Origin of the sequence: Heyndrickxia oleronia (assembly GCF_017809215.1) — a bacterium.
Taxonomy (GTDB): Bacteria; Bacillota; Bacilli; order Bacillales; family Bacillaceae_C; genus Heyndrickxia; species Heyndrickxia oleronia.
Genome location: NZ_CP065424.1, coordinates 1,786,531 through 1,812,568 on the forward strand (window position 1 = coordinate 1,786,531; position 26,038 = coordinate 1,812,568).

At 34.3% G+C, this 26,038-nt stretch carries 26 protein-coding genes; 25 read left to right on the top strand and 1 reads right to left on the bottom strand.

The window, feature by feature from the left end:
* Window positions 1-44: 44 nt before the first annotated feature.
* The 22 genes from I5818_RS08905 (at window position 45) to I5818_RS09010 (ending at window position 23,422) form a co-directional block, all read left to right on the top strand.
* Complete coding sequence (locus I5818_RS08905; protein ID WP_058002078.1) at window positions 45-1,325, top strand: replication-associated recombination protein A; 1,281 nt, start codon at window positions 45-47, stop codon at window positions 1,323-1,325.
* A gap of 400 nt (window positions 1,326-1,725) precedes the next feature.
* The gene (cymR, locus tag I5818_RS08910) at window positions 1,726-2,145 is read left to right on the top strand and encodes a cysteine metabolism transcriptional regulator CymR (RefSeq protein WP_058002079.1); all 420 of its coding nucleotides are present in this window, start codon (window positions 1,726-1,728) and stop codon (window positions 2,143-2,145) included.
* Between the two features lie 224 nt (window positions 2,146-2,369).
* Window positions 2,370-3,518 (top strand): cysteine desulfurase family protein, encoded by a 1,149-nt coding sequence (locus tag I5818_RS08915; RefSeq protein WP_078110821.1) that lies wholly within the window; start codon window positions 2,370-2,372, stop codon window positions 3,516-3,518.
* Window positions 3,519-3,527: 9 nt separating this feature from the next.
* Window positions 3,528-4,643 carry a tRNA 2-thiouridine(34) synthase MnmA gene (mnmA, locus tag I5818_RS08920; protein ID WP_058002081.1) on the top strand — a complete coding sequence of 372 codons (1,116 nt, stop codon included), beginning with the start codon at window positions 3,528-3,530 and terminating at the stop codon, window positions 4,641-4,643.
* 385 nt (window positions 4,644-5,028) lie between these two features.
* A complete protein-coding gene (locus I5818_RS08925) occupies window positions 5,029-5,697 on the top strand; it encodes a tetratricopeptide repeat protein (RefSeq protein WP_071975007.1) in 669 nt (222 codons plus the stop codon).
* Window positions 5,698-5,722: 25 nt separating this feature from the next.
* Entirely contained in the window at window positions 5,723-8,122 is a 2,400-nt protein-coding gene (recD2, locus tag I5818_RS08930) for an SF1B family DNA helicase RecD2 (protein ID WP_071975006.1), read from the top strand.
* 120 nt (window positions 8,123-8,242) lie between these two features.
* Window positions 8,243-8,962, top strand: a complete 720-nt coding sequence (locus I5818_RS08935) for a YebC/PmpR family DNA-binding transcriptional regulator (protein ID WP_209391894.1) — start codon at window positions 8,243-8,245, stop codon at window positions 8,960-8,962.
* 311 nt (window positions 8,963-9,273) lie between these two features.
* Window positions 9,274-9,792 (top strand): PRC-barrel domain-containing protein, encoded by a 519-nt coding sequence (locus tag I5818_RS08940; protein WP_058002085.1) that lies wholly within the window; start codon window positions 9,274-9,276, stop codon window positions 9,790-9,792.
* On the top strand, window positions 9,764-9,952 hold the full coding sequence (locus tag I5818_RS08945; protein ID WP_058002086.1) for a hypothetical protein: 189 nt from the start codon (window positions 9,764-9,766) through the stop codon (window positions 9,950-9,952). The genes I5818_RS08940 and I5818_RS08945 overlap by 29 nt, the downstream gene beginning before the upstream one ends.
* A 22-nt stretch (window positions 9,953-9,974) precedes the next feature.
* Complete coding sequence (locus tag I5818_RS08950; RefSeq protein WP_139254802.1) at window positions 9,975-10,109, top strand: YrzQ family protein; 135 nt, start codon at window positions 9,975-9,977, stop codon at window positions 10,107-10,109.
* A gap of 93 nt (window positions 10,110-10,202) precedes the next feature.
* Window positions 10,203-11,279 carry an AI-2E family transporter gene (locus tag I5818_RS08955; protein ID WP_078110972.1) on the top strand — a complete coding sequence of 359 codons (1,077 nt, stop codon included), beginning with the start codon at window positions 10,203-10,205 and terminating at the stop codon, window positions 11,277-11,279.
* Window positions 11,280-11,663: 384 nt separating this feature from the next.
* Window positions 11,664-14,297 (top strand): alanine--tRNA ligase, encoded by a 2,634-nt coding sequence (gene alaS / locus I5818_RS08960; RefSeq protein ID WP_078110971.1) that lies wholly within the window; start codon window positions 11,664-11,666, stop codon window positions 14,295-14,297.
* Window positions 14,298-14,546: 249 nt separating this feature from the next.
* A complete protein-coding gene (locus I5818_RS08965) occupies window positions 14,547-14,816 on the top strand; it encodes an IreB family regulatory phosphoprotein (protein WP_058002089.1) in 270 nt (89 codons plus the stop codon).
* Window positions 14,817-15,233, top strand: a complete 417-nt coding sequence (gene ruvX, locus I5818_RS08970; RefSeq protein WP_058002090.1) for a Holliday junction resolvase RuvX — start codon at window positions 14,817-14,819, stop codon at window positions 15,231-15,233.
* Between the two features lie 13 nt (window positions 15,234-15,246).
* The gene (locus tag I5818_RS08975; protein ID WP_058002091.1) at window positions 15,247-15,534 is read left to right on the top strand and encodes a DUF1292 domain-containing protein; all 288 of its coding nucleotides are present in this window, start codon (window positions 15,247-15,249) and stop codon (window positions 15,532-15,534) included.
* Between the two features lie 129 nt (window positions 15,535-15,663).
* Window positions 15,664-16,997, top strand: a protein-coding gene (locus tag I5818_RS08980; protein ID WP_139358091.1) for an IS3 family transposase whose coding sequence is annotated in 2 segments (ribosomal slippage) — window positions 15,664-16,048 and window positions 16,048-16,997 — 1,335 coding nt in all. Because the reading frame shifts where the segments join, the coding sequence is not laid out codon by codon here.
* 263 nt (window positions 16,998-17,260) lie between these two features.
* Window positions 17,261-18,409, top strand: coding sequence for an endolytic transglycosylase MltG (mltG, locus tag I5818_RS08985; RefSeq protein WP_209391895.1), 1,149 nt, complete (start codon window positions 17,261-17,263; stop codon window positions 18,407-18,409).
* A gap of 152 nt (window positions 18,410-18,561) precedes the next feature.
* The gene (locus I5818_RS08990) at window positions 18,562-19,200 is read left to right on the top strand and encodes an O-methyltransferase (RefSeq protein WP_235849835.1); all 639 of its coding nucleotides are present in this window, start codon (window positions 18,562-18,564) and stop codon (window positions 19,198-19,200) included.
* Between the two features lie 81 nt (window positions 19,201-19,281).
* A complete protein-coding gene (gene udk / locus I5818_RS08995) occupies window positions 19,282-19,917 on the top strand; it encodes a uridine kinase (protein WP_058002094.1) in 636 nt (211 codons plus the stop codon).
* A 108-nt stretch (window positions 19,918-20,025) separates the two neighbouring features.
* Window positions 20,026-20,502, top strand: a complete 477-nt coding sequence (gene greA / locus I5818_RS09000) for a transcription elongation factor GreA (RefSeq protein WP_058002095.1) — start codon at window positions 20,026-20,028, stop codon at window positions 20,500-20,502.
* A gap of 371 nt (window positions 20,503-20,873) precedes the next feature.
* Window positions 20,874-22,622, top strand: a complete 1,749-nt coding sequence (locus I5818_RS09005) for a peptidoglycan D,D-transpeptidase FtsI family protein (RefSeq protein ID WP_078111284.1) — start codon at window positions 20,874-20,876, stop codon at window positions 22,620-22,622.
* 92 nt (window positions 22,623-22,714) lie between these two features.
* Window positions 22,715-23,422 (top strand): YrrS family protein, encoded by a 708-nt coding sequence (locus tag I5818_RS09010; protein ID WP_071975000.1) that lies wholly within the window; start codon window positions 22,715-22,717, stop codon window positions 23,420-23,422.
* A gap of 18 nt (window positions 23,423-23,440) precedes the next feature.
* On the opposite strand, the gene I5818_RS09015 is transcribed toward I5818_RS09010, so the two are convergent.
* Complete coding sequence (locus I5818_RS09015) at window positions 23,441-23,647, bottom strand: DUF2536 family protein (RefSeq protein WP_058002098.1); 207 nt, start codon at window positions 23,645-23,647, stop codon at window positions 23,441-23,443.
* Window positions 23,648-23,895: 248 nt separating this feature from the next.
* On the opposite strand from I5818_RS09015, the gene mtnN reads away from it, so the two are divergent.
* From mtnN to I5818_RS09030, 3 genes are all read left to right on the top strand, one after another.
* Entirely contained in the window at window positions 23,896-24,591 is a 696-nt protein-coding gene (gene mtnN, locus I5818_RS09020; protein WP_071974999.1) for a 5'-methylthioadenosine/S-adenosylhomocysteine nucleosidase, read from the top strand.
* 407 nt (window positions 24,592-24,998) lie between these two features.
* Window positions 24,999-25,256 carry a YrhC family protein gene (locus I5818_RS09025; protein WP_071974998.1) on the top strand — a complete coding sequence of 86 codons (258 nt, stop codon included), beginning with the start codon at window positions 24,999-25,001 and terminating at the stop codon, window positions 25,254-25,256.
* A gap of 133 nt (window positions 25,257-25,389) precedes the next feature.
* On the top strand, window positions 25,390-26,034 hold the full coding sequence (locus tag I5818_RS09030) for a beta-barrel domain-containing protein (RefSeq protein ID WP_078109908.1): 645 nt from the start codon (window positions 25,390-25,392) through the stop codon (window positions 26,032-26,034).
* Window positions 26,035-26,038: the final 4 nt, after the last annotated feature.

Genomic DNA, 26,038 nt, shown 5'->3' on the forward strand with positions numbered 1-26,038 from the left:
AAAGATATAATGATGGATAGATATATCATTGGAGGTTTTTGATCGTGTATGGTGAACCACTTGCGTTTAGAATGCGTCCGACGACGATTGATGAAGTTGTTGGCCAAAAAGAAATTATCGGAAAACATACAAGCTTATATAAAATGATAAAAAATGGATTTGTCCCTTCTATGCTATTATATGGTGAACCAGGAATTGGAAAGACGTCCATTGCTTATGCGATAGCGGGGACAACAGAAATTCCATTTGTTGCACTTAATGCAACTACTGCAGGTAAGAAGGATGTAGAGGCAGTCGTAGATGAGACAAGATTAACCGGAAAATTAATATTATTTCTCGATGAGATTCATCGTTTTAATAAGGCACAGCAGGATTATTTATTACCACATGTGGAAAATGGAACAATAATCTTGATAGGAGCAACAACAGAAAACCCTTTTCATGATGTAAATCCTGCGATTCGTAGTAGATGTGGACAAATTAAGCAATTATCAAGACTAACAGAGGATGATATTCAAGAGCTTCTTAATCGTGCGATCCATGATAAACAAAAGGGATTAGGAGAGCTTGCCATCCAAATTACAAATGAACAAATACAAAAAATTGCAAGAGGATCTGGGGGAGATGCAAGAAAATCGTTAACTTTGTTAGAATCTATCGTTTATTCATCAAATAAAGAGAATGATACGTATATTATTCAAGATGAAATCATTGATGATTTAATAGGGAAAATTGGAGTTTATGGTGATAAAAAAGGTTCCAATTTTTATAATTTGTTGTCAAGTCTTCAAAAAAGTATACGTGGAAGTGATGTAGATGCAGCCCTTTACTATCTTGCACATTTATTAGAGTCAGGTGATCTGGTTGCAGTGAATCGGAGACTATTAGTTATAGCTTTTGAAGATATAGGTTTAGCAAACCCATCAGTTGGTACAAATGTATTATCCGCTATTACAGCTAGCGAGCGATTAGGCCTTCCAGAAGCAAGAATACCTCTATCTGTTGCAGTAGTGGAAATGTGTCTTTCATCAAAATCAAACTCCGCCTATAAAGCACTGGATAAAGCCATTTCAGATATTCGAGCAGGAAAAGTTGGTGAGATACCAAAACATTTACGTGATGGACATTATGCTGGTGCAAAAGTTCTTGGTCATGTTGGCTATAAATATCCCCATGATTATCCCATCGGCACTTTTGGTGGATGGGTAAAGCAAGAATATCTTCCAAGTAGTCTTGAAGGCACGAAGTATTATGAACCGATTGAAGCAGGAGAAGAAAAGAGGTTGGCAGCTATTTACCGAAAACTAGAAGAATTTAAGAAATAATCCCTATAAGCTTACTGAATATATTTATGTATTTAATTATGCTATAATGGCAAAAGCTTATTATTTTATATTGGGAATATAGGGACAAACGTACTGTTTCTATTTATCAATGGATGGAAGTATTGAATAATTAAAAAGAAATTAACTTTAATTAGTTGGATTTCTCATTGAATTAGTTTTATGTAAATAGATCAATTGGTTTAGTAGTAATGGTGTTAATGACAAGTAATTTTGTTCTAGTATTGCACGCAGAACAATTTATTTAGAAGGAAGCTAGTGAGCATTATGCATCTAAGTCTGACAATTGGCTCATGGTCCATTATTGTCGGATTTTTTGTTTAAGGATGTGTATGTGTAAAGTTCGTTAATAAGAAATATTGAAATAAATCGAGGTGCAGTTATGAAGATTTCAACAAAGGGCCGTTATGGTTTAACGATTATGATTGAATTAGGAAAAAGATTTGGCGAAGGTCCAACCTCTTTAAAAACCATCGCCCAAATGCATGATTTGTCAGAGCATTATCTGGAGCAATTAATTGCTCCGTTAAGAAATGCCGGGTTAGTTAAAAGTATTCGTGGGGCATATGGTGGATACATTTTAGCCGATGATCCATCTAAAATAACGGCTGGTGATATTATTAGAGTGTTAGAGGGGCCAATCAGTCCGGTTGAAGGAATTGAGGATGAAGAACCGGTTAAGAGATCCCTTTGGATAAAAATCCGTGATGCTGTTAAGGATGTTTTAGATAATACAACTATTCAAGACCTAGTCAATTATAAAGACGAAGGCGAAACTGATTCATATATGTTCTACATTTAAATAAGGCTGTTTTTTTGTATAGTTTAATGCTTTTAAAAGGTTTTACTGCCGTTTTTACTCTAATAAAGGATTCGGGTATAAGGCTGTATATAGCTCTTTTCGCAGAAGAATGATGGGTGAAGACGGACATTAACCTATTTTTTACAAGTAAAAGCTTGCTTCAATAACAATAATAGTTGAGAAAAGAGCCTAAAAAAGATTGTTTAATTAGAGGTGGAAATGAAATGGAAAAAATTTACCTTGATCATGCGGCGACTTCACCCGTACATCCGAAAGTGATTGATAAAATGATCAATGTATTAAATCAGTCCTTCGGAAATCCTTCTAGTATTCATTCATATGGACGGGAAGCAAGGGCGTTATTAGATGAATCAAGAACTTTGATAGCACAAAGTATTCACGCACAATTTAATGAAATTGTTTTTACGAGTGGTGGTACAGAAGCCGATAATTATGCAATCATCGGTGTAGCGGAAGCAATGAAGGAAAAAGGTAAACATATTATTACAACAAAAATTGAACATCATGCTGTTTTGCATACTTGTGAATATTTAGAGAAGCAAGGTTTTGAAATAACATATCTTGAAGTGAATGAAAAAGGACAAGTTGCAGTTGAAGAGGTAAAAGCAGCACTTCGAGATGATACTATTCTTGTGACGATTATGTATGGAAACAATGAAGTAGGAACCATACAGCCAATAAAAGAGATCGGAGAGCTTTTAAAAGATCATCAAGCTTATTTTCATACTGATGCGGTACAAGCCTATGGTGTATTAAAGATTAATGTAGAAGATCTAAATGTTGACTTACTTTCAGTATCTGCACATAAAATTAACGGGCCAAAAGGCATTGGTTTTATATATATTAAAACTGGTACTAAATTAGTATCAAGATTACATGGTGGAGAACAAGAATTAAAAAGACGTGCCGGCACTGAAAATATCACTTCCATTGTCGGTTTTGCGGAGGCAGTAAAAATTGCACAAGAAATGATGAATGAGAAGCAAAAATTATTTCTTCAATTTAAGCAAAAGTTCGTAGAAATTTTAGAAAAACAACAAATTGATTACCAGATAAATGGGTTTGTAGAAACAAATTCATTGCCACATTTGCTAAATATCAGTTTCCCTGGAACAGATGTAGAAGCAATGTTAGTAAATTTAGATTTAGCAGGGATTGCGGCTTCTAGTGGTTCAGCATGTACTGCAGGTTCAATTGAGCCTTCACATGTATTAGTAGCCATGTTCGGAAAAAACTCCGAGCGTTTAAGAAATTCCATTCGTTTTAGTTTTGGACTAGGTAATACACTAGATGAAATAGAAAAAGCTGCAAATGAAGTGGGAGCAATCGTGCGAAGAGTAAGTAGAAAGTAGGGAGGATACATGAAAAAGGAACCAAAAGATACAAGAGTAGTCGTAGGGATGTCAGGGGGAGTCGATTCTTCTGTTGCTGCGCTTTTATTAAAAGAACAAGGATATGATGTAATAGGAATATTTATGAAAAACTGGGATGATACGGATGAATTTGGTGTTTGTACTGCTACAGAAGACTATAATGATGTAATCCGTGTTTGTAATCAAATTGGAATCCCATATTACGCAGTAAATTTTGAAAAGCAATACTGGGAAAAAGTTTTTACTTATTTCCTAGATGAATATAAAGCTGGGCGAACACCGAATCCTGATGTAATGTGCAATAAAGAAATTAAATTTAAAGCCTTTTTAGAGCATGCAATGAATCTGGGAGCAGACTATTTAGCAACAGGTCATTATGCAAGGGTTGCTTTCCAAGATGGAGAGTATAAAATGCTCCGTGGCTTGGATGAAAATAAGGATCAAACGTATTTTTTAAATCAATTGACAAGCGAACAGCTTGAAAAGGTGTTATTCCCGATTGGTGACATGGATAAAAAACGCGTAAGAGAAATTGCTTTAGAAGCAAATCTTGCAACGGCAAAGAAAAAAGACAGTACTGGAATTTGCTTTATTGGGGAAAGAAATTTCAAAGAATTTTTAAGTAATTATTTACCTGCTCAAAAAGGTAAAATGACCACCTTATCCGGAAAACCTATGGGTGAGCATGATGGCTTAATGTACTATACTATTGGACAAAGGCATGGTTTAGGCATTGGTGGTTCTGGTGAACCTTGGTTTGTAGTAGGAAAAGATTTGAAAGAAAATATTCTATTTGTTGAACAAGGCTTTGATCATGATTCATTATATTCAAACTCCATAACTGCAGTAAATGTGAGTTGGGTATCTAAAAATATGAACGAAAAAGAGTTTACATGTACAGCGAAATTCCGATATCGTCAACCAGATAATAAAGTTACAGTGAAGGTATTAGCTAATAACGAAGTAGAGGTTGTCTTTGATGAACCTATCCGAGCAGTTACACCTGGACAAGCAGTTGTGTTTTACAATGGTGAAGAATGCTTAGGTGGAGGAACAATCGATAAAGTATTTAAAGAAGGTAAACAATTAATGTATGTTGGTTAATAGTATTGAGGAGTACCTCATCCATACTTAGGGATGAGGTATTTCTTTGTGAAAAATAAGAAGAAATTTTAATCCTGTTTTCAAGAGCATTTGTTTAGCTCTACCCTCTTATCCCTTTCTCTTTCATGAGGTTATTTCACCATTGGGGTTTGACTAAGGAGTTTACTCTTACTTATGGTTCTTTTCCCAAACATTGTTGCAATTTTAAGTAAAGTTTTAACGAAAATCAATCACTATAAGAACCGCTTGAATCCTATAGAATGCCGTGTTGGGCTTTCTTTTAGAAGAGCAACAAACTATTCGAAAACAGCCTTTCTTATGAAAAAAGCTAAATGACTATGATATAATTTCAACTAGTATAAAACTGATTCGGGGTGTAATGATTTTGGATAAAAATAAAAAAGGAATTGAATGTTTACAACAAGGAAAATTTGAGGAAGCAATCAAATATTTTAATGAAGCAATTGAAGAAAATCCCAATGATCCTGTGGCATATATCAATTTTGGAAATGTATTAATTGCTGTTAATGAAAGAGAAAAAGCAATTAGATTTTTTGAAAAAGCAATTGAACTAGATGATCGTGCTTCAGCTGCTTACTACTGTTTAGGAAATGTATTGTATGAATTAGAAAATTATGAAGAGGCAGTTAAACAATTTGAAAAAGCTGAAAAGAATGGTCTACATAATAACGATATTTATTTCATGATTGGTATGTGTTTTGTACAGTTAGGCAGTCCTAAATTGGCGATTCCATACCTACAGAGAAGTGTTGAATTGAATGATGAGGATATTGATGCAAGATTTCAATATGCACTAGCTTTGGCACAATCAGAAGTGTATGAAATGGCTGTAAAACAATTTGAAATAATTATTAATAAAGATCCTAATCATGCTGATGCTTATTATAATTTAGGTGTAGCCTATTTAGGCTTTTACGAAAGTCCAGAAAAGGCAGAAACCTTTTTTAATAAAGCATTAGAAATTCAATCAGACCATGTACTAGCAGGATATGGTTTGAAAATGATTGAAAAAATGAGGGAAGCAAACAAATAATATCCCGCTAAAAAAAGGGGGGCTCATGTTGGAACAGCAAAACTCACTTGATTTATTTGCAAACGATGAAAAATATATAAGGGGACGTCATCTCGTTACCATTTTTCATAATGAACAAAATTTATACTCTGTCATAAGGATTAGGGTGGACGAAACGAATCTTGAATATAACGAAAAAGAAGCGGTAATTACAGGTCATTTTCCAAAAATACATGAGCAGGAAACGTATATTTTTTATGGAGATATGCAAGAGCATCCAAAGTTTGGACCTCAATTTCAAGCTAAACATTTTAAAAAAGAAATACCGCAAACGAAACAAGGTATTATTGCTTATTTATCAAGTGAAATATTTAGTGGGATAGGTAAAAAAACAGCGGAACGGATTGTTGAGGAGCTTGGTGAAAATGCGATCAGTAAAATCCTTGATCAGCCAACCATACTAGATAATATCCCTAAACTACCATCTGAAAAAGCTAAAAGCTTATATGATAAATTAATTGAACATCAAGGCCTGGAACGTGTGATGATTGGTCTAAATCAATTTGGTTTTGGGCCACAAATATCAATGAAAATTTATCAAGTTTATAAAGAACAGTCATTAGAAATGATCCAAAAAAATCCCTTTCAGTTAGTTGAAGATATTGAAGGAATTGGTTTTGGCCGCGCGGATGAAATTGGTAAACAATTAGGGTTGGTAGGCAATCATCCTGATCGGATTAAAGCAGCATGTATGTATACATTGGAGCAAGAATGTCTTCAAAATGGTCATGTATACATGGATTCAGAGGATTTACTTCCTAAAGTTAAGAAATTATTGGAAGAGTCTCAACCTTTTACAATCGAATATACTGATATTTCGGCTGAAATTATTAAACTAGCTGAAGAGGAAAAATTAATTGGAGAAAACCAAAAATTATACATCCCATCCCTCTATTTTTCAGAAAAAGGCATTGTAACAAATGTGCAACGTATACTTCAACAAGAGGAGTATCAAGATCAATTTCCAGAATCCGAATTTTTACTGGCATTAGGGGAACTTGAGGAAAGGATTGGAGTACAATATGCGCCATCTCAAAAAGAAGCAATCCAAAAAGCATTAATGTCTCCAATGATGATATTAACTGGGGGTCCTGGAACTGGAAAAACAACTGTCATAAAAGGGATTGTTGAACTTTATGCAGAACTAAATGGGTGCTCTCTCGATCCTAAAAAGTATAATAAGGAAAACCCCTTTCCGATCGTATTGACTGCACCTACTGGAAGAGCGGCAAAAAGAATGGCGGAATCAACTGGTTTGCCGGCTATGACGATTCATCGTTTATTAGGGATGACGGGACAAGAGGATTTAGATACAGATGACGAGAAAAAGGTTGATGGTAAGCTTGTAATTGTAGATGAAATGTCTATGGTTGATACTTGGTTAGCACATCAATTGCTAAAGGCTTTACCTGATCATATACAGGTTATATTTGTAGGGGACGAAGACCAGCTTCCTTCTGTTGGACCAGGACAAGTATTAAAAGATTTATTAAGGTCTAAGGTCATCCCTACTGTACAATTGACAGATATCTATCGCCAAGAAAATGGCTCATCTATCATTGAACTCGCTCATGAAATCAAGAATGGTCATATCCCAGAGGATGTGACAAAGCAACAAAAGGATCGATCATTTATACGTTGTACCTCAGGACAAATCCCTGAAGTGATCGAGAAAGTCGTATCAAGTGCAAAAAGAAAAGGTTATACTCAAAAAGATGTACAAGTTCTTGCGCCAATGTATCGAGGACCTGCAGGGATCGATCGGTTAAATGTGTTGTTACAAGAAATTTTTAATCCTAATGATACAGGAAATCGGAAGGAAATTAGTTTTGGTGAGAGTAAATATCGAATTGGAGACAAAGTATTACAACTTGTCAATCAACCGGAGAAACATGTCTTTAATGGTGATATAGGTGAAATCATATCAATTTTCTATGCAAAGGAAAATACGGAAAAGCAAGACCTGATCCTAGTATCGTTTGATGGAATTGAGGTCACTTATTCCCGCCAGGATTTTAATCAATTTACCCATGCATACTGTTGCTCTATTCACAAATCACAAGGAAGTGAATTTCCGATCGTTATCCTTCCTGTTGTAAAAAGTTATTATCGAATGCTTAGAAGAAAGTTATTGTATACTGCAATAACAAGAAGTAAGCAATCCTTAATTATTTGTGGCGAAGAAGAAGCATTCCGGATTGGAATCGAAAGAGAAGATGATCAACTAAGGAAGACAAGTCTATATGATAAATTATGTATTCTAGAAAAAATAAACCCGCAAGAAGAAAATAAAGGTGAAATATTTATTTTTAATGAGGAAAATATGTTCAAAGTTGATCCAATGATTGGAATGGAAAATATTACACCGTATGATTTTTTAAGTTAATTAAGGATTTAATCTATGAACGAATAATGTGTTTGCGGTATAATATATTTTGGTATACGAACGGTATTCAAAAGATATACAGATAATTATTACCTTATTATTTGAAAGTGAGTGTTCGAAATGGGTCGTAAGTGGAACAATATTAAAGAAAAAAAAGCATCGAAAGATAAAAATACTAGTCGAATCTATGCAAAATTTGGTCGTGAGATTTATGTTGCTGCGAAACAAGGAGAACCTGATCCTGAATCAAATCAAGCATTAAAATTCGTATTAGAACGTGCAAAAACATATAATGTACCAAAGCATATTATTGATCGTGCAATTGAGAAAGCCAAAGGCGGATCAGATGAAAACTATGATGAGCTTAGATATGAAGGTTTTGGACCAAACGGATCAATGCTAATTGTAGATGCCTTAACCAATAATGTGAATCGTACAGCAGCTGATGTACGTGCAGCTTTTGGAAAGAATGGTGGAAATATGGGTGTGACAGGCTCTGTTGCTTATATGTTTGATCATACAGCAGTTATTGGAGTAGAGGGAAAAACTGCCGATGAAGTATTAGAGCTATTGATGGAAGCAGATGTGGATGCTCGTGATATTCTTGAAGAAGAGGATTCCATTATTGTTTATGCTGAGCCAGATCAATTCCATGCTGTTCAAGAGGCATTTAAAAATGCAGGGATTACTGAATTTACAGTAGCAGAGCTTACTATGCTTGCTCAAAATGAAATTTCACTTCCTGAGGATGGACAAGTGCAATTTGAAAAACTAATTGATGCATTAGAAGATTTGGAAGATGTTCAGCAAGTTTACCACAATGTGGATCTTGGTGAATAATCATTCAATCAAAGGGGGCAATTTTGCCTCTTTTTTTTATGCCGTTTTCATAAATTTGCGGTATTTAAAGGTTATAGCAATTCTTATAAAGTTTGTCACTCTTGTCCTTAGTGAAATGAATGGGTGCGACAGGTTTTAACCGATATTTATTCGTACACACTTACCTAAATTGCAACAATGTTTGAGAAGGAACTAAGGAACTTTTGTTAATTTAAGCTAGAGTAAGTTTAATTAATATTGGTAAACGTTACACCTTATGTTTTTGAAAATAAAACAGACAATATAAATGTTCGAAAAAGGTGGGATGCTTTTTGAGAACATTGAGTCTTTTAAAAGGAATGCCTGTTTATCTTTCCAATGGGGAATTGTTTGGCGAGGTATGCGATATAGGGATATCGGCAGAGGGAAAAGTCACGTGTCTTTTATGTAAAAAGGATAGTTTTTTTGGCAAAAATTGTAGAATAGCGATAAGTCATGTTCAAAGCTTTGGTCAACATGGAATTGTTCTTCATGAGGATACACAGATTGAAAAATATAAGGATCGAGATAATGAGTATACTTTATACCATTCGAATCCCCTTATGAAAAAATTAGCTCTTTCAACAAGTGGGGATCAGTTAGGATTGCTCGAGGACGTATATTTTTCCGAAGAATTGGGAAAAATTATCGGATACGAACTAACTGATGGCTTCTTTACAGATATGTTGGAAGGGAAAAAAGTAATTCAAGTAAATGGTCCTCCAAAGATAGGGAAGGATGCCATCATCGTGTCAGTAAAACAATTGCGAGGTGGCTTATCCTATGATGAAATGTCCAAATTGCCAAAGTAAGGATCTTGGTAAAATCGGTATTAATCAATATTATTGCTGGAATTGCTTTATAGAGCTTTCCATTTCACAAGAAACGATCTATACCCATCAAGTAGAGGAAGATGGTACCTTAAGCTCGTTAGACGATTTATTTGATGAGGAATCTCGTCGCTTAAGTTAAAATTTGGAAGGGGTGCATTGTTTTGAATAAAACAGTCGTCTCCTTGCTAGGTTTTGGAGCAGGGATAGCAGCAACTGCAATCTCACAAAGACAAGGATATTTCGATAATAAACAAATGAAAAAAATGACGAAACGTTTAAGAAAAGCATTTAAATAAAATGAACCAGGGCTGTCTATTTTATAGGCAGTCCTTTTGTATTAAGGATAAAATATTCCATTTCACGAATACTAGTATCGGGAGGGATAAACATTGCGAAAACCTCGCTGGTATTTGTTATTTTACTTAGCATATATTTTATTAGTTTTAATCATTTTATACGTCTTCCTATTACTCAAACCATTTTGGATGCCGCTTGGAAAGGTTATTTTATCTGCATTTTTACCAATTTTTATTGCTGCTTTCTTTACTTATCTTCTACATCCTCTTGTTGAAAAATTGCATAGAACTGGTCTACATAGAGGGATTGCTATCATTATAATTTATGTAATTTTCTTTGGGGGAATAGGCTATAGTATCTATTTAGGCATTCCAATTTTAATTGAGCAAATTAAGGATTTATCTGACCATATTCCTGAATTTGCTAATCATTATCGCAATTGGGTAGAAAATTTACATGATTCTACTTCACGCTGGCCGGACGGAATGAAAGAACAAATAGAAGGAAGAATTGACAAATTTGAAATTTGGCTAAGCGGATTTTTATCTAATGCGATCAATTCATTAATGAAGCTTATTAATTTTATTTTTGTTTTAGCGATTATCCCTTTTCTTTCTTTCTATTTATTAAAAGATATTGATAGTGTAAAAAGAACGACATGGTATTTCACTCCGAAAAAATGGCGTAAAGTTGGTACAAAATTTTTAAAAGATGTTGATGAATCGATAGGTGGTTATATACGAGGTCAGCTTCTAGTCTGTTTACTAGTTGGAATAATTTCTACAATTGCATTCTGGATAATGGGAATCAAATATCCAATCTTATTAGGTATAATTGTTGGAATTACAGATATTATTCCTTATTTTGGACCGATTATAGGAGCTGTTCCTGCAGGCATTATAGCTGCAACAATTTCTGTAAAATATTTAGTATATGTATTAATTATTATTGCGGTTCTTCAGTTTATTGAAGGCAATATATTATCACCGCTAATAGTTGGAAAATCATTACATATGCATCCGTTATTCATTATATTAGCATTAACTATGGGTGGAGAAATAGGTGGAGTCATTGGTTTAATTCTGGCAGTACCTGTTTTAGCAATTTTTAAGGTAGCAATTATTCATGTGAGGAACTATTTTATTGCTAATATTCATTCACAAGATTGACAAAGGGTGCTTTCATTTTTTATAATTCGAATATGTAAATGTTTATCATTTATTTTTGTGCCGATTGGTTGTCAAAAATAAGTGGAAATAATCCAAATATAACTGAAAATGTTGAAGGATCAAGTATGTTATAGTCCATCTTAAATGTGTATGAATGTGCACAGAAAGAGAGGAATTTCCCTGGCTGAAAGAAATTCTAAGATGAAGGATAACAGAAGGCTAATCTGGAGTGCAGAAAAAAACTGCCGTTTTGCCGCGTTATAGGCACCCAAGAGAAAGGCATTAATTTGTCTTTAATCAGGGTGGTACCGCGAATAAGTCTTTCGTCCCTGTCCAGGGATGGAGGCTTTTTTTATTTCTCAATTTTAAATGGAGGTAATATGTATGAAAAGATTAACTGGTGCACAAATTCGCCAAATGTTTTTAGATTTTTTCCAAGAAAAAGGTCATAAGGTTGAACCAAGTGCTTCCCTTGTCCCTCATGATGATCCGTCATTACTTTGGATTAATAGTGGGGTAGCTACACTGAAAAAATACTTTGATGGCCGTGTAATTCCTGAAAATCCTAGAATTACGAATGCTCAAAAAGCAATTCGAACAAATGATATTGAAAATGTTGGGAAAACAGCTCGACATCATACTTTTTTTGAAATGCTTGGAAACTTTTCGATTGGTGACTATTTTAAAGAGGAAGCTATTGAATGGGCATGGGAATTTTTAACTAGTCCAAAGTGGATCGGTTTTAATCCAGATAAATTATCTGTAACCATTCACCCTGAGGATGATGAAGCTCACGAAATATGGAATAAAAAAATTGGAATTCCAGAAGAACGTATTATCCGCTTAGAGGAGAATTTTTGGGATATCGGTGAAGGACCTAGTGGACCTAATACTGAAATTTTTTATGATCGTGGACCTGAATTTGGGGATGATAAAAATGATCCAGAATTATTCCCGGGAGGGGAAAATGAAAGATATTTAGAGGTCTGGAACCTTGTATTTTCACAATTTAACCATAACCCAGACGGCACTTATACCCCTCTACCGAAGAAAAATATTGATACAGGTATGGGATTAGAGCGTATGGCTTCTGTAATTCAAGAAGTCCCAACAAACTTTGATACTGATTTATTTATGCCAATTATTCAAGCAACAGAAAAAATTTCTGGTGAAAAATATCGAGAAAATGTCGAAAAAGATGTTGCCTTTAAAGTAATAGCTGATCATATTCGTACAGTATCTTTTGCAGTTAGTGATGGTGCCCTTCCGTCGAATGAAGGTCGTGGATATGTTTTACGCAGACTTTTACGTAGAGCGGTAAGATATGCTAAAACTATCCAAATTAATGAACCATTTATGTATAAATTAGTTCCCGTTGTAGCGGAAATCATGGTAGATTTTTATCCTCAGGTAAAAGAAAATATAGAGTTTATTCAAAAAGTAGTGAAGAATGAGGAAGAACGTTTCCATGAAACATTACATGAAGGTTTGGCTATTCTTTCTTCAGTAATAAAAAAAGCTAAGGAAGAAGGATCCGATATAATTTCTGGTGAAAATGTATTCCGGTTATATGATACTTATGGTTTCCCTGTAGAATTAACAGAAGAATATGCTGAAGAAGAAGGATTAAAGGTTGATCACGAGGGTTTTGAAAAAGAAATGGAAAACCAACGCGAGCGTGCTAGAAATGCAAGACAGGATGTAGGTTCAATGCAGGTTCAGGGTGGGGTTCTTGGTGACATTAAGGTAGATAGCAAGTTTGTCGGATATGAAACATTATCAATACAAACAAAAGTTTCTGTTCTTTTAAAAGATGGGGAAATCGTTGATCATGCTGTAGCAGGCGACGAAATCCAATTCATTCTTGACGAAACGCCATTTTATGCAGAAAGTGGTGGACAAATTGCTGATGAGGGAACTCTTACTGCAAAAGGGTTAAAGGTGCTAGTAAAAGATGTTCAAAAAGCACCAAATGGACAGCATCTACAACGTGCAATTATAGAAGAAGGCGAAATAAAAACGAATCAAGAAATTTTAGCCTCTGTAAATAGTCAAAAGAGAAATCAAACAATAAAGAACCATTCGGCAACTCATCTTTTACATCAAGCTTTAAAAGATGTACTCGGTTCACATGTCAATCAAGCAGGTTCCCTAGTAGAGCCTAATCGTCTTCGCTTTGACTTTTCTCATTTTGGCCAAATTACATCTGAGGAATTAGTGAAAATTGAAGAAATTGTAAATGAAAAGATATGGGCAAGCATTCCAGTGATCATTCAAAGTAAACCGATTGCTGAAGCAAAAGAGATGGGAGCAATGGCTCTATTTGGAGAAAAATATGGCGATATTGTTCGTGTAGTCTCAATGGGTGACTATAGCATTGAGCTTTGTGGAGGATGTCATGTAGCAAATACCTCTGCAATTGGTGTGTTTAAAATTGTTACGGAAAGTGGAATTGGTGCAGGAACACGACGTATAGAAGCTGTAACTGGTGGAGCAGCCTATCATTTGATGAATGAGCAAATCCATCGCTTAAATGAAGCTGCAGAAAAATTAAAAGCAAATCCAAAAGATATTTTGACAAGAATTGATAACTTACTTAGTGATATGAAAGAAATACAAAGAGAAAACGAATCATTAGCCGCTAAGCTATCAAATATCGAAGCTGGGAGCATTATCGATCAGGCCGAAGAAATAGATGGTATTAAAGTTTTAGCTAGTAAGGTTCAAGGTGTAGATATGAATAATCTAAGAAATATGGCAGATGAGTTGAAACAAAAGCTAGAAACAGGTATTGTTGTTCTTGGATCTGTACAAGATGATAAGGTAAATATTATCGCAGGTGTTACAAAAGATCTAATCGATAAGGGATACCATGCTGGTAAATTAGTGAAAGAGGTAGCTACACGCTGCGGTGGTGGCGGTGGTGGTCGTCAAGATATGGCTCAAGCAGGTGGTAAAGATCCAGAGAAATTAGATTCTGCACTTGAATTTGTGAAAGAGTGGGTAAAATCCATTTGATTCAAATAAAAAGTGGTGTACAATGAAGATAAGATATAGTGCCTTGAAGGAGATGTCTTAAGGGGTTAGTACCAATAATTAGGAAAAATCGTTGGCTTTGGTGCTCCCCTAGTTAGTACCTCCTTCCTCCTAATGAACGAAAAAGTGAAAGTTTCTGGTCGAAAAAATTGGGTGAGCTTCTAAATAGGCATTAAACAAAAAATAGGCTTGTGTTTATTGGACAAGCTTTTTAAAGAGAGGTGCTGTAAAATGAGCTCTTTTGACAAAACCATGCGTTTTAATTTTTCGGAAGAACCTTTTGATCAGGATGTTAAAGAAGTACTATTACAGGTCTATCAAGCTTTACAAGAAAAGGGCTATAATCCGATTAACCAAATTGTAGGATATCTCCTTTCAGGTGATCCAGCATATATTCCTCGTCATAATGATGCGCGGAATATTATCCGTAAACTAGAAAGAGATGAAATGATCGAGGTATTGGTTAAGTCATATTTAAAACAGCATCGTGAGGGATTTTAATTGAGAATAATGGGTCTAGATGTTGGATCCAAGACAGTCGGAGTGGCAGTAAGTGATGAGCTGGGCTGGACCGCACAGGGTATTGAAACCATTTCGATTGATGAGGAAAAAGGTAAATTTGGATACGATCGTGTTGCTGAAATCGCTGAACAATATCAAGTTGAAAAAATTGTTGTAGGATTTCCTAAAAATATGAATAATACGATTGGTCCCCGTGGCGAGGCATCAAAGGCATATGCTGAACATTTAAAAGAACAACTAGGCCTCCCAGTAGTAATGTGGGATGAACGCTTAACAACAATGGCAGCTGAGAGAGTTCTTTTAGAGGCAGATGTTAGCCGCAAAAAAAGAAAAAAAGTCATTGATAAAATGGCAGCTAGTATGATTCTTCAAGGATTTCTTGATAGTCAAAATTAATGAGGTGAAGAAAATGGAACATGGTGAAAAGCATATTACAGTAATTGATGAAGATGGAAACGAGCAATTGTATGAAGTGCTCTTTACATTTGAATCTGAAGAGTTTGGAAAGTCATACGTTCTTTATTTCCCAGTTGGAGCGGAAGAAGACGATAACGAAGAAATCGAAATTCATGCATCATCCTTTATTCAAAAAGAAGATGGTGAAGAAGGAGATCTTCAACCAATTGAAACTGAAGAAGAATGGGATATGATTGAAGAAATGTTAAATACATTTCTTGATGAACAAGAAGAAGAATAATTACATTATTAAATGTAAAAAAACCTTTTCCTTTTAAAATGTACCCTATAAGATGGACACTTAAAAAAAGTCCTCCTTATGGGGTACTTTTATTTATAATGAAAGAAATAGTTAATGGGGCGGATGAAAATGTCGAAAATATTATTTACAGATCAAGAACAGAAATTATTGATGAAACATCCTTATGTAAAAGCTGTTAGTGAAAAAGCAATTACTTACACTGATGAATTTAAAGCATTAGCTATTAAAGAGTATGAAGAAGGAAAATTTCCACGTCAAATATTTGAAGATGCAGGATTTGATATTGAAATCGTTGGGACTGAACGAGCGAGTTCATCTTTAAAGAGATGGCGTAAAGCTTATAAAGAAAATGGTGTAGCTGGGCTTGAAGACACTCGAAAATACCATTCTGGACGACCACTTGAACGTGAATTAAGTTTAGAAGAAAAATATGCACGATTAGAAGCACAAAACGCCTTATTACGTGCAGAAAATGAACTGCTAAAAAAGATCGATCTAGCAGAAAGGATGTTGGTGAAGAAAAGGAAAAACTAACAGCTGAACAGAAATTTGAATTGATCCAATTGGTCATTAAAAAATATAACTTAAAGCGGATGGTGAGCTATCTTTGTGAACTAGTTGGTGTCTCTCGATCAGGTTATTATCGTTATTTTTCAGAAGAAGCACAACTTAATAGACAGGCTCGTGATGAGGCAGACGAAAAAGTAAAGAAAATCATTTTAAAAGCTTATAATTTTCGTCGTCGTAAGAAAGGCGCACGTCAAATCAAGATGACCTTAGAAAATCAGTATCAAATTACATATAACCTAAAACGAATTCGTCGTATCATGAAAAAATTCCAAATCATTTGCCCAATTCGAAAAGCAAACCCATATCGAAGAATGGCAAAAGCAACAAAAGAACATAGAACTTTACCGAACCTATTAAACCGCGAATTTAAGCAAGGAACCGCTAGAAAAGTATTATTAACAGACATTACATATTTAAGTTATGGAAAAGGAAAACGTGCCTACTTGTCCACTATAAAAGATGCCGAAACCAATGAAATCTTAGCATATGAGACATCAGATAAAATCACACTAGATATTGCGTTAAATACATTAAAGAAGTTGAAAAAGACTGGGATAAAGCTGGCCGAAGGCGCATTCATTCACTCAGATCAAGGGTTCCACTATACCAACCCCCAATTTCAAAAGATGGTAAAGAAAATGGGACTAGGGCAATCTATGTCACGTCGTGGAAACTGTTGGGATAATGCCCCACAAGAATCGTTCTTTGGACATTTTAAAGATGAAACGGATTTTAAAACGTGTGAATCATTAGAAGAAGTAAAAAGAGAGGTTCAGAGTTATATGACATATTACAATCATTACCGAGGTCAATGGAACTTAAAAAAGATGACACCTGCACAATACAGTCATCATCTTCTTCAAGTTGCCTAGTCTTTTTTTAAATGTCCTTTACAAAGGGTACACTTTATTTTGGAAAAGGTTTTTTTATATTAATCCTATTTAGTATAGTGCCTTTATCCGTTGTAATAAGAAAAAATGTTTCACAATAACAAAAAAGTTTTAAAACAAGTCCATAAAAAATAAGTCGAAACTTAGGAAAGTTATAGTATAATGTATGGGACATAATAGGTGAAAGTAAAGTTCACTATATGAATACCTTGTAAGGTCTGCTGCTTGAAAGGGTGATAGATAAATTGACTGAACAAAAGGGTAAAAAAGATAAAAAAGATGAAATATATAATAATCTGTTAAGGAAAAGTAATGAAGCAAGGACTATTAGGAAAATAGTTATGATTATTAGCCTAGTAGTTGTCTTAATAGTTGCAGGAATTGCATTAACAGGATATTTGTATATTCAATCTTCATTAAAGCCTGTAAGTCCGGGTTCAAAAGAAATGAAAAAAGTAGAAATTCCTATTGGATCTTCAGCCTCGTCTATTGGTCAAATTTTAGAGAAGCAAGGGATTATCAAGAGTGAGTTAATCTTTAAATATTACGTTAAGTTAAATAATGAGACAGGTTTCCAGGCGGGTACCTATGATTTATCCCCATCTATGACAATAGATCAAATTATTACGAACTTAAAAAAAGGGAAGGTTTTAAAGCAAGCAAAGCTCAAGTTCACAATTCCTGAAGGTCTACAACTAGATGAAATTGCTAAGATAATCGCAAAGCACACTGATTATGACCAGGCTGAAATCTTAAAAAAACTGGATGATCCAAAGTATATTAAAAGCTTGATGGAAAAATATCCTCATTTATTGACAGATAAATTGTTAGAGAAGGATATTAAACATCCACTTGAAGGCTATTTATTTCCTGCTACCTACTCGTTTTATGAAGAAAAACCAACCCTTGATCAGTTGGTTAATAAAATGTTAGTTAAAACCAATTCGATTATCGCTAAATATGAGGATCAGATGAATAAAAAGAAATTAACGATCCATGAAACATTAACAATGGCTTCATTAATAGAAGAAGAGGCTACGGAAAAAGCGGATCGTCATAAAATCTCGAGTATTTTTTATAATCGTATAAAAGTAGGAATGCCTTTACAAACAGATCCAACAGTTCTTTATTCTTTAGGTAAACATAAGGAACGGGTGACTTATAAGGATACAGAGGTAGTTTCACCGTATAATACCTATCAGGTTAAAGGCTTACCACCAAGTCCGATTTCAAATGCAGGTGAAACATCAATAGAAGCTGCAATTAACCCGGAAAAAACGGATTATCTTTATTTCTTAGCTGCAAAGAAAACGGGAAAAGTTTATTATTCTAAGTCATTACAAGAACATAACAAATTGAAAGAAAAATATATAACAAATGTTGACAATGATTAGAACTAAAATAGCTTTTTAATAAATAATATGCTAAAATAATTATCGTGTTTTTATAATCTATCGAATCGATTAGGGCAGAAGTAGTAGAAAGCTGTTGTAAGAAGCTTTCTACTTTTCATGTCATCTCCTTTTCGTATAGGAGGCAAGTAAATGTGAAGGATTCTATTCATACTTATGTTGAATCTTTAATTAAAGAAAGAAGTCCCCTTTTTCAAGAAATGGAACATTATGCACAAGAAAATGGTGTACCAATTATGGAGTTAGCTGGAATTGAAGTTTTGCTTCAATTAATATCGATGCAGAAGCCATGTAAAATTCTTGAAATTGGAACGGCAATTGGATATTCTGCGATGAGGATGGCAGATGTATTGACAGATGTTCAAATTGTGACGATTGAAAGAGATGATGAGCGATATGAACAGGCCATTAAAAATATTAAACAGTCCCAATATGGGAACAAAATCAATGTACTAAAGGGAGATGCCCTTGAAATCATAGAGGAAGTAAAGAAATTTGGTCCATTTGATGCCATTTTTATTGATGCAGCTAAAGGTCAATATATGAAATTTTTTGAACTCTATACACCCTTTTTAACAAAAGATGGGTATGTGTATACAGATAATGTATTGTTTAAGGGACTAGTTGCTGAAGAGAATATTGAGAATAAGCGGATACGCAATCTTGTAGGAAAAATAAAAAAATATAATGAATGGTTAGTTAACCACGAAGACTACTTGACGACCATTATACCTGTAGGAGATGGTTTGGCTGTAAGTCGGAAAACGAAATAAGAATATTTCAAGGCTAAATCGTTATATGAAATTATATCCAAGAAGCCTTTAATAAGTAATGGAAAGGGGACCATTTAGTCAATGAGAAGTAAGCCAGCAGTCATCGGGGTTACAGGTGGATCGGGATCGGGAAAAACAAGTGTCACTCAAGCGATATATGAACATTTTAAAGGGCATTCTATCCTCGTGCTTGAGCAAGACTATTATTATAAAGACCAAAGCCATCTACCTTTTGAAGAAAGATTAAAAACAAATTATGATCATCCATTAGCATTTGATAATGATTTATTAATTGAGCATCTTGAAAAGCTTTTAAATTATCAAGCGGTAGAAAAGCCTGTGTATGATTACACTTTACATACACGTTCCGATAAAAAAATTATAGTAGAACCAAAGGATGTTATAATTTTAGAAGGAATTTTAGTATTAGAAGATGAAAGATTGCGCAATTTAATGGATATAAAACTTTATGTCGATACAGATGCTGATTTAAGAATTATGCGCAGAATGCTACGAGATATTGAAGATCGTGGTCGTACCATGCATTCAGTCATTGAACAATATACTAATGTAGTAAGACCAATGCATAATCAATTTATCGAACCAACGAAGAGATATGCTGATGTAATTATTCCAGAAGGTGGACAAAATCATGTTGCAATTGATTTGGTTGTCACCAAAATTCAAACAATTCTTGAACAAAAATCATTTTTGTAATACGATAGTCTAGATAATAATTATATATTAATAAGCGCGCCCTATTTATAGGACGCGCTATGATGTATTTTACAACCTATACAAATAGAAAATTAGGAGTGAAGGGAATTGGCAGCAGAAAAAGTATTTCCTATGACACAAGCAGGAAAAGAAAAATTAGAGCAAGAACTTGAATATTTGAAAACGGTTAAACGTAAAGAAGTTGTTGAACGTATAAAAATTGCACGTAGTTTCGGAGATCTATCTGAAAACTCGGAGTATGATTCAGCGAAAGAAGAGCAAGCGTTTGTAGAGGGACGTGTAACAACTTTAGAAAATATGATTAGAAATGCAAAAATCATTGAAGATGATGGTTCAAGTTCAGATACAGTAACACTTGGAAAATCAGTTACTTTTGTTGAACTTCCTGATGGAGATGAAGAAACTTATACCATTGTCGGTAGTGCTGAAGCAGATCCGTTTGAAGGGAAAATTTCAAATGATTCACCTATCGCAAAAAGTCTACTTGGCAAAAAAATTGATGAAGAAGTTACTGTTCAAACACCTGGTGGTGAAATGAAGGTAAAAATCGTTTCTATAAAATAATAATCAATGGACTGTCTAATCTTTTTAGACAGTCTTTTTTTTAATTCTTTTCTAAGCTATTCAATTAAAATTCAAAATAAAATATAGGTTGAAAATGGTTAAATTCCTTCGTTTCGCTGAGAAAAAAGCTCCGAACTTCAAAATAACTGCTCAAGCTTCTTGTTTATACACCCCACCAGCAGTGCTTTAACAAAAGCAACAAACTATTAAAAACAGTTTCTTTTTTATTTACCCCAAAAAAGCGTTCTATATTTTTCTTGTCTTTTCAGAAAAATAATAATTAATTATTCAATTAATCGAATAGAAACTGTAATTCGGTCAAGAATGAGAGAAGGGAGTGTAGTGAATGACAAGACACTAGAGGTGGATACATGAGAAAAAAAAGATATATATTTTTTTCAGTAACTTTAATCATTATGTTTTTATTACTGATTGCACGACTTGTTCAGCTACAATTGATTGAAACTGAATCCTATTCTAAGCACCATATAAATCTAATAGAAGAAAGCGTGGCCCAACGAACACAAGAGATTATTATTGATGATGGTAGGGGACAATTCTTAGATAGAAATAATCAACCTTTAACATACTCAGAAAAGTCTGTTCTGATTTTATTTCCATTTTTAAAAACAATGCGATGGGATTCAGGGAAAATAGCAAGTATCCTAGAGGTTTCTGAGGATCAGCTATTGGATCAAATCGACAAAGCAAAGGAACCTTTTGTTTTTAGTGAGATTGATCCATTAATATTATCTGATGAGCAAGTAGAGCAAATTAACCATTTAAAAATACCTGGAGTATTTGCTGTACGCAAGAAGTTTATAGAAAAGAACCCTTTAGCTGCTCAATTTATAGGTATAACTGGTGAGCAAGCTGAAACTTTCCTAAAAAGGTATCCTGATAAGAAGGGTATGCAAAATCAAAAAATAGGCATTACAGGATTACAGAAGCAATTTGATGAATTTCTATTACCAGATGGCGCATCAAAGCTTGTATATCATGTAGATGCCATGGGGGGACCGCTCTTTGGTATTAATGTGAAATATACTGGTCCAAGTAATCCTTTCTTTCCTGTGAATATTCAAACAACTTTAAATAAGGATTTGCAAGATAAATTAGAAAAACTAGTGGATCAATATAAAATTAAAAAAGGCGGCGTCCTATTATTGGATATTGAGAAAAATGAAATTTTAGCTGATGTATCACGCCCAAAAATTAACCCCAAACATCCGTATGAAAATAATGCCGTCGAAAATTTAATGCTGAAGCAACAGATTCCTGGTTCTATTTTTAAAACAGTAGTTGCAGCTGCATCCATTGAAACTGGTGTGGTGAAGGAAAATGAAATGTTTCCTTGTAGTGAGGATTTATATGAGAAGCCTGCTGAAAGGGCATTAGGAGATCTTAATTTTGATGAAAGCTTTTCTGCAAGTTGTAATCGGGCTTTTGGTGATTTGGCAAAAAGACTGAAGGGAAAAGATCCAAATCTGCTAGAGGAATATGCGAAAAAGTTAGGGTTAATTGGAAAAATCAGTTGGCAGGGAGATGTATATCATTTTACTGACTTTAGACAGCTGAGAGAAGACGAGGGACAGGTATTTTCAAAGGAAGATAGTAAAGTAGATGATAATTTTGTCGCTCAAACAGGTATTGGACAACAGGAAGTGAGAGTAACTCCATTAGCAGTAGCCAATATGATGGCTACGATTGCTAGAGGAGGAGAAAGACAAGCCGTAAAGGCTGTTTCTGCCATTAAATATCAAGATGGGACAACGATGATGGATTTCCCTAAACAAGGAAATAAGGATGATTCGATTTCGAAGGTTACTGCTATGAAATTACAAGGAATGTTAAGGCATGTTGTAACGAGTAATCAAGGGACTGGGAGATGGTTTCAGAATCTTCCATACGAAGTTGCCGGCAAATCAGGTACTGCAGAGACGGGGATCTATAATGAAAATAATCAGCAGTTACATAATAAATGGTTTGCAGGGTATTTTCCATTTAATCAGCCTAAATATGCATTAGTGGTTGTGAACTTAGGTGTTCCAGAAAATGAAGGAGGGATTAACCCACTATTTTCAGATATTATTCAATCGATTTATGAATATGATCAGTAAATATAGTCGAAAAGCATTAATTTATTTCCACAAACTTTTCCTCTTTTAAAAGACATGGTATGATAGTAAAGATGAAAAGGGGGATTTTGTTTATGGCAAATGATTTTGACGATCAAATTCGTTCCCGGTCAGCTCAAAGATCAAAAAGGCGAAAAACGAATATTATCCTAAATTCACTTATATTAGTTGTTGTTGTACTTATTATCATTGTCGGAAGTAAAATCTTTTTTGGTGGAAATGATGATGATAAGAAAGCAGCTATAGATAAAAATAAAGAGACAGAACAAGCCAAAGGTATTCATGACTCAAAAGAGAATAAAGACAACAACAGTGAAAATAAAGACCGTATGACTTCTGATAATGATACAAATGAAGATCAGGATGATAATGATGAGCTTTCATCTGAGGATGAAAAACAGGATCTTGAAGGAGAGGACTTAAATAGTGAAGAAGTTATCTCCCAAGAAAGTGATGAACCAAATGTGAAAAAATCTTATACTAATCCTAATTGGAAAGGTATCGGAACAGAGCAAACAAATGGTCACCAATATTCCTCAGATCAAAATTCGATAGATTGGCAGGAAAAAACCAAAGCTTTATCATACGCTACTGGAATACCCGAAGAAAGTTTAACTATTTGGTATTTAGGACGTGAGGGTGGATCTGATAATTTAGTGGCAGGTACAGTTTCCTCTAAAAATGATCCGTCAAAGACATATCGTGTCTATTTAAGCTGGGAAGATGGGCAAGGTTGGAAACCAATAAAAGTATTAGAATTAAACAAAAATGATAAAAGATAGGGTGTACATTTAGTCACCCTATCTTTTTAATTTAAAATGTACAACTGCAGAATAAAATGGCTGCCCATTTTCAGTGAGCTGCATTTGGTGAGACACAGAATGGACATGTAGCATGATCGCCTTATTCTGTTCAATTTTTTCATTGATTTTCTTTTCAAGATTTTTTAAATCTACAGCTTCAAAAAATTCAATCTTGTCCTCTATTAATTCAAATTGTAAGCTCATCAACATCCCTCCAAATGTATTGTAGCATATTTTTTATAGGTTCTTTTCTCAAACATTGTTGCTATATAAGTAAAGTTTTAACTATTAATAATTGCTTGAAGACAGCTATATCTTTCATTTTCACTGAGAAACGTATTGCAACTCCTCATCTATAAAATCATGCTCAAGGGTTTCTTTGTAAAAATGATTTTTTTTCTATATTGATTTATAATATTTGTGAATGATAATTAAATGAAAGAGGTATGAATATGAAAGTAGCAATCATTGGTGCGATGGAAGAAGAAGTCGCCATTTTAAGAGAAAATATTAATAATTTAAAAATAGAAACCATAGCAGGATATGAGTTTTCTACTGGAGAAATGAATGGTGTAGAGGTGATATTACTCCGCTCTGGAATTGGAAAAGTAAATGCTGCTATGTCATCAACGATTCTTTTGCATCAATATAAACCAGATGTAGTAATTAATACCGGATCTGCAGGTGGATTTAATCCATCCTTAAAGGTTGGTGATATTGTTATTTCTACTGAGGTTCGTCATCATGATGTCGATGCAACAATATTTGGTTACGAATATGGACAAGTTCCTCAAATGCCCGCTGCATTTAATGCAGACGAAAAATTAATCTCAATTGCTAAGAAAGCTGCAGAATCTATTCAAGACGTTCAAGTAAGTGAAGGATTGATTGCAACAGGTGATTCTTTTATGAACGATCCAGAAAGGGTTGCATTTGTTCATGAAAAGTTTCCACAGCTTCAAGCAGCTGAAATGGAGGCTGCTGCCATTGCACAAGTTGCTTATCAATTTGGCACACCGTTCGTCATTATACGATCCCTATCAGATATTGCTGGGAAAGAATCGAATATTTCATTTGATCAATTTTTAGAAACGGCTGCTCTCCATTCTGCAAAGCTTGTAATGGAAATGGTGAAGCATTTTAATTAAAGGCTATATGTTTAAACAATATTGCTAGTAAGGTAAAGATAAATAAACCAGAGGCTAAACTGTCAGCACCCCTTTATTGGACTGAGAAAAGATCTGCAATTGTTACAAATTGGGAAAATAGCATTATAACTGTAAAGATATAATAAACTAAAGGATAGTGTGAATAAGCAACTTCACCTATCCTTTTTTGGTGTATCAACATGTATAAGTATATATTTAACAATAAGAAATTATTTTAGCTTAAGCCTCGACCAAATCCTTCATCTACTCTCAACATAAGCAGGTATTACATTGCTCTTGTCTTTTTTATCGCGCTCATGCCTTTCTATATTCCCTTTAATTACCTAATAAATCTTACTGCTATATATGTTAAAGTTATTAGTAGATTCATAGAGAGGATGACGTATATGTCCAAAGCAAGAGTTCTTTATGAGAAAATGGTCGACTTTAAAAGATTTGGAATTACATCTTTAGCATTATCAGCGTTTTTATATCTTGGCGTCGTACTACCATTAGAGGATAAAACAATTATTAAAACAGATATATTAATGGGCGGAACCGTTTTATTACTTTTACTTTCTGTCTATTTTCTTTTTCAATCTAACCGATATAGAAAAATTCTTCTTGATAGTGATGAAGGGGAAGAGTATTTAATGAAAAAATAGTACAATTATGTGCTATTTTTTTTTGTTGTAAAGGAAAATCATAAAATGATCTGGATAAAAAAAAGAATGAGAGAAAAAATAGGGAAGAATGTTCGAATGTTTTACAATGTTCATTTTTATGGGAGGAACATCTATGAATGCTAAACGAATGATCTTAATTAATGTAATTTTACTAATCATTTTGGTAGGGGGTGGATTTACAGCTTATTTTTTCTATAATCGATCAGTTACTTATTTAAGTACGGATAATGCGCAAATTGCGGGTCAGCAAGTCACGATTGCCTCACCAGTTAATGGAACATTAACAGCTTGGAACCTTAAAACGGGAGATACCTTTGCCAAAAATGATAAAATCGCAACAGTTCAAACACTAGGCGATAATGGTCCAGTTAATATGGATATTACTGCTCCTGCAAATGGTACAGTCGTTCAATCCAATGCAGTACCAAACACAATTGTGGGAGCAGGTACCCCTTTAGCAATTAGCTATGATTTATCTAATTTATGGGTAACAGCAAATATTGAAGAAACAAATATAGATGATGTTGAAATTGGCCAAAATGTGGATGTTTATGTTGATGCATTCCCTAATACCTCTTTAAAAGGAAAAGTTGAGGAAATTGGGCTAGCAACAGCTGGAACATTCTCTCTTCTGCCAACCAATACTGCCTCAGGGAATTATACAAAAGAGGTTCAAGTTATTCCTGTTAGGATATCAATTGAAAGTAATCTTAACTTAGTTCCAGGTATGAATGTGACTGTGCGAATTCATAAGTAGGTGA

Coding starts and splice junctions, on each gene's coding strand:
- mtnN (WP_071974999.1), top strand. CDS start 23,896: ATGAAAGTAGCAATCATTGGTGCGATGGAAGAAGAAGTCGCCATTTTA.
- I5818_RS09010 (WP_071975000.1), top strand. CDS start 22,715: ATGGCAAATGATTTTGACGATCAAATTCGTTCCCGGTCAGCTCAAAGA.
- I5818_RS08915 (WP_078110821.1), top strand. CDS start 2,370: ATGGAAAAAATTTACCTTGATCATGCGGCGACTTCACCCGTACATCCG.
- I5818_RS09025 (WP_071974998.1), top strand. CDS start 24,999: ATGTCCAAAGCAAGAGTTCTTTATGAGAAAATGGTCGACTTTAAAAGA.
- I5818_RS09005 (WP_078111284.1), top strand. CDS start 20,874: ATGAGAAAAAAAAGATATATATTTTTTTCAGTAACTTTAATCATTATG.
- I5818_RS08965 (WP_058002089.1), top strand. CDS start 14,547: ATGAGCTCTTTTGACAAAACCATGCGTTTTAATTTTTCGGAAGAACCT.
- I5818_RS09015 (WP_058002098.1), bottom strand. CDS start 23,647: ATGAGCTTACAATTTGAATTAATAGAGGACAAGATTGAATTTTTTGAA.
- mnmA (WP_058002081.1), top strand. CDS start 3,528: ATGAAAAAGGAACCAAAAGATACAAGAGTAGTCGTAGGGATGTCAGGG.
- I5818_RS08935 (WP_209391894.1), top strand. CDS start 8,243: ATGGGTCGTAAGTGGAACAATATTAAAGAAAAAAAAGCATCGAAAGAT.
- I5818_RS09030 (WP_078109908.1), top strand. CDS start 25,390: ATGAATGCTAAACGAATGATCTTAATTAATGTAATTTTACTAATCATT.
- recD2 (WP_071975006.1), top strand. CDS start 5,723: ATGTTGGAACAGCAAAACTCACTTGATTTATTTGCAAACGATGAAAAA.
- alaS (WP_078110971.1), top strand. CDS start 11,664: ATGAAAAGATTAACTGGTGCACAAATTCGCCAAATGTTTTTAGATTTT.
- I5818_RS08945 (WP_058002086.1), top strand. CDS start 9,764: ATGATGAAATGTCCAAATTGCCAAAGTAAGGATCTTGGTAAAATCGGT.
- cymR (WP_058002079.1), top strand. CDS start 1,726: ATGAAGATTTCAACAAAGGGCCGTTATGGTTTAACGATTATGATTGAA.
- udk (WP_058002094.1), top strand. CDS start 19,282: ATGAGAAGTAAGCCAGCAGTCATCGGGGTTACAGGTGGATCGGGATCG.
- I5818_RS08975 (WP_058002091.1), top strand. CDS start 15,247: ATGGAACATGGTGAAAAGCATATTACAGTAATTGATGAAGATGGAAAC.